The organism is Frateuria sp., assembly GCF_035695185.1.
In the GTDB taxonomy this organism is placed as follows: Bacteria; Pseudomonadota; Gammaproteobacteria; order Xanthomonadales; family Rhodanobacteraceae; genus Frateuria_A.
Map to the genome: position 1 here is coordinate 1 of NZ_DASSES010000052.1, position 3,939 is coordinate 3,939.

The 3,939-nt window shown below is 68.2% G+C and carries 3 protein-coding genes; 2 read left to right on the forward strand and 1 reads right to left on the reverse strand.

Annotated features, from left to right (window positions below):
* Both groEL and VFH59_RS03890 read left to right on the forward strand, forming a co-directional pair.
* Positions 1 to 1,057, forward strand: a 1,057-nt coding sequence (gene groEL, locus VFH59_RS03885) for a chaperonin GroEL (protein WP_325163573.1), incomplete at its 5' end; no start/stop codon positions are given.
* Positions 1,058 to 1,385: 328 nt separating this feature from the next.
* On the forward strand, positions 1,386 to 3,230 hold the full coding sequence (locus VFH59_RS03890) for an ABC transporter ATP-binding protein (protein WP_325163574.1): 1,845 nt from the start codon (positions 1,386 to 1,388) through the stop codon (positions 3,228 to 3,230).
* A 38-nt stretch (positions 3,231 to 3,268) separates the two neighbouring features.
* Here VFH59_RS03890 and VFH59_RS03895 read toward each other — a convergent pair whose 3' ends face one another.
* Positions 3,269 to 3,607: a hypothetical protein gene (locus VFH59_RS03895; protein WP_325163575.1), complete on the reverse strand. Its 339-nt coding sequence runs from the start codon at positions 3,605 to 3,607 to the stop codon at positions 3,269 to 3,271.
* Positions 3,608 to 3,939: the final 332 nt, after the last annotated feature.

Below are 3,939 nucleotides of genomic sequence, written 5' to 3' on the forward strand. Positions count from 1 at the left end.
CCGCGGCTACCTGTCGCCGTACTTCATCAACAACCAGCAGTCGCAGCAGGTCGAGCTGGACGACCCGTTCATCCTGATCCACGACAAGAAGATCTCCAACGTCCGCGAGCTGCTGCCGATCCTCGAAGGCGTCGCCAAGGCTGGCAAGCCGCTCTTGATCGTCGCCGAGGAAGTCGAGGGCGAGGCGCTGGCCACGCTGGTGGTCAACACCATCCGCGGCATCGTCAAGGTCGCCGCCGTCAAGGCGCCGGGCTTCGGTGACCGCCGCAAGGCCATCCTCGAGGACATCGCGATCCTGACCAACGGCCAGGTGATCTCCGAGGAAGTGGGCCTGCAGCTGGAGAAGGCCACCATCAACGACCTGGGCCGCGCCAAGCGCGTGGTGATCACCAAGGAAAACACCACGATCATCGACGGCGCCGGCGAAGCCGAGCGCATCCAGTCGCGCATCAGCCAGATCAAGGCGCAGATCGAGGAGACCTCCTCCGACTACGACCGCGAGAAGCTGCAGGAGCGCGTGGCCAAGCTGGCCGGCGGCGTGGCCGTGATCAAGGTCGGTGCCGCCACCGAGGTCGAGATGAAGGAAAAGAAGGCCCGCGTCGAAGACGCCCTGCACGCCACCCGTGCGGCGGTCGAGGAAGGCGTGGTGCCGGGCGGCGGCGTCGCCCTGATCCGTGCGCTCAAGGCCGTCGAAGGCATCAAGGGTGACAACGAAGACCAGAACCTCGGCATCGCGATCACCCGCCGCGCGCTGGAAGCGCCGCTGCGCGCGATCGTCGCCAATGCCGGCGAAGAGCCCTCGGTGATCCTCAACAAGGTCAAGGACGGCTCGGGCAACTTCGGCTACAACGCGGCCACCGGCGAGTTCGGCGACATGGTGCAGATGGGCATCCTGGATCCGACCAAGGTGACCCGCACCGCGCTGCAGCACGCGTCGTCGGTTGCCGGCCTGGCGATCACCACCGAGGCGATCGTGGCCGAGCTGCCGAAGAAGGAAGAGCACAGCCACGGTGGCGCCCCGGGCGGCATGGGTGGCATGGGCGGCATGGACTTCTAAGTCCGGCTTTCCATCGCACTACCGAGAAAACCCCGCCTCGCGCGGGGTTTTCTTTTTTGTCCGCGGGGGCGCTGCGGGAGCGCACGCGCCCGGAAGCTCTCCCCTGCGCACGGGGTTTCGCCGGCCTTATCGGGCAGGCCAATGGCCGACTCCCGGCGACTTGGCTCGGCTTGCAGCGGGCGCCCTACCGCTCTGCTCCCTCTCCCCTCCGGGGAGAGAGTTGGGGTGAGGGGCCGGGGCTCGCGGGGAAGCCTGAGAGATGGGCATTCACTGCAACCGTACCGGCGGCTGGTCCACAATGCCCGCTCCCCGAAGGCGACGCTCTCCCATGCTCTTTCGCTGGTTCGAATCGCTGATCGATCCGTTCAAGGATCCGGCCGACGTGATGCCGCCGGGCACGCCCGGGCGCTTCTACCTGTTCTACCTGCGCCAGGTGTGGCCGATGTTCGCCGCGGTGCTGGTGGTCGGCTTCTTCGTCTCGGTCATCGAGGTGTCGCTGTTCGCCTTCATCGGGCGGCTGGTGGACATGGCCAAGGTGGCCGAGGGGGCGGCGTTCTTCCACCGGCACGGGCGCGAGCTGGCCTGGATGGCGTTCGTGGCGCTCGTCGCGAGGCCCGTGTTCAACGCGCTGCACGACCTGCTGGTCAACCAGGCGATCGTGCCCAACGTGACCGCTCGCATCCGCTGGCAAAACCACCGCTACGTGATTCGCCAGAGCCTGTCGTTCTTCCAGAACGATTTCGCCGGCCGCATCGCCAACCGCATCATGCAGACCGGCAGGTCGCTGCGCGAATCTGCGGTGCAGATTGTCGATGCAATCTGGTACGTGGCCATCTACACCGGCAGTGCGATCGTGATGTTCGCCAAGGCGGACGCCTGGCTGGCCGTTCCGCTGGTGGTCTGGCTGCTGCTCTACGTCGCCACGCTGGCGTTCTTCATCCCGCGCACGCGGCAGCGTTCGTGGAAGGCCTCCGAGGCGCGCTCGAAGCTGATGGGACGCATCGTCGACGGCTACAGCAACGTGCTCACGCTCAAGCTCTTCGCGCACACGCGGCGCGAGGAGGCCTACGTGGCCGACGCATTGCACGAGCAGGTGGACAAGACACGCGCGATGACGCGCCAGACCACCGCGATGGACGCCACCATCACCACGCTCAACGGCTTCCTGATCGTGGGCACTTCCGGCTTGGCGCTCTGGCTGTGGAGCCACGGGCAAGTCACCGTCGGTGCGATTGCACTGTCGACCGGCCTGGTGATCCGCATCAACAACATGTCGGGCTGGATCATGTGGGTGGTCAACGGCATCTTCGAAAACATCGGCACGGTGCAGGACGGCATGGCGACCATCGCGCAGCCGCGCACGGTGCAGGACGCAGCCGGCGCCATGCCGCTGGAAGTCACCCGCGGCGAGGTCCGCTTCGAGGACATCCATTTCCACTACGGCAAGGCCGGCGGCGTGATCGCGGGCCTGGATCTCACCGTGCGCGCGGGCGAGAAGATCGGACTGGTCGGGCCCTCGGGCGCCGGCAAGTCCACGCTGGTCAACGTGCTGCTCCGGCTCTACGACCTGGAGGGCGGGCGCATCCTGATCGACGGCCAGGACATCGCGCGCGTCACCCAGGAAAGCCTGCGTTCGCAGATCGGCGTGGTCACCCAGGACACTTCGCTGCTGCACCGCTCGATCCGCGACAACCTGCTCTACGGCCGCCCGGACGCGACCGAGGCGCAGGTGGCCGAAGCGGTGCGCAAGGCGCGTGCGGATGAGTTCATCCCGGCGCTGTCCGATGGCGAAGGGCGCGGTGGCTATGACGCCTATGTCGGCGAGCGCGGCGTGAAGCTTTCCGGCGGCCAGCGCCAGCGCATCGCGATCGCCCGCGTGCTGCTCAAGGACGCGCCGATCCTGATCCTGGACGAGGCCACCAGCGCGCTGGACTCCGAGGCCGAGGCGGCGATCCAGGAGAGCCTGGACCTGCTCATGCAGGGCAAGACCGTGATAGCCATCGCGCACCGCCTTTCGACGATCGCGCGGATGGATCGCCTGGTCGTGCTGGACAAGGGGCGCATCGTGGAGAGCGGCACACATGCGCAACTGATCGCGCATGGCGGCCTTTACGCGCGGTTGTGGGAGCGCCAGACCGGCGGCTTCGTCGCCGCGGAAGATGCGCTCGCCTGAGCGGGCAACCCCGGCAGCGCGGGGTTGCCCGGCAGGACTCAGTGCCCGTGCGCGGCGCGCAGCTTCTCGCGGGCCTTCGCGTTGAGGTCACCGGTCGGACCGGCGCCTTCGCTGGGCGTGTCGGCTGCCGCATCGGCCGCCTGCGTCTGCTTCAGCAAGCCGCCGAGGCCGAGCGCTTGCGTGCCGGCAGCGCCGGTCGTCGGCGTGGTGGCGCCGGTGCTGATGGCCCCATTCGCGTTCAGGCCTGGCGCGGTGGCGCCGGCCTGCGCCGAGGCATGCGCTGTGGACTGGCCGGCACCGCCGGGAATGACCTGCGCGAACGCGGGAACGGCGAACACGCTGGCGCCGATGAAAGCGGCAAGCAGGGTCTTGTGCATGGGGATCCTCCTTCGGAAGTGTCGCCGCGGAACCCGCGGTGAGCGCGACACTAGACCTGTTCGTCCCAGTGGGTTCTGAACCGGCCTGGTGGCGCTTAAGCGGGCAGACAGATGGCTGAACGGGGCGGCCACGGCGTCGGAACCGGGGGCTTGAGCCCACAGGCGCCCGTGGGTGCGGGCGGTGGTTCAAGCCCACCCGACGGTCGTCAGTGGCCGTGCGCGTCGGCCTTGGCCCGCGCCTTGGCGTCGGCGCCTACCGAGGTGCCGGTTGCCGTGCGGCTTGCGGCATCGCCGACCGAGCCGGCCGCACGTTGCGTGCTGTCGATGGCCGC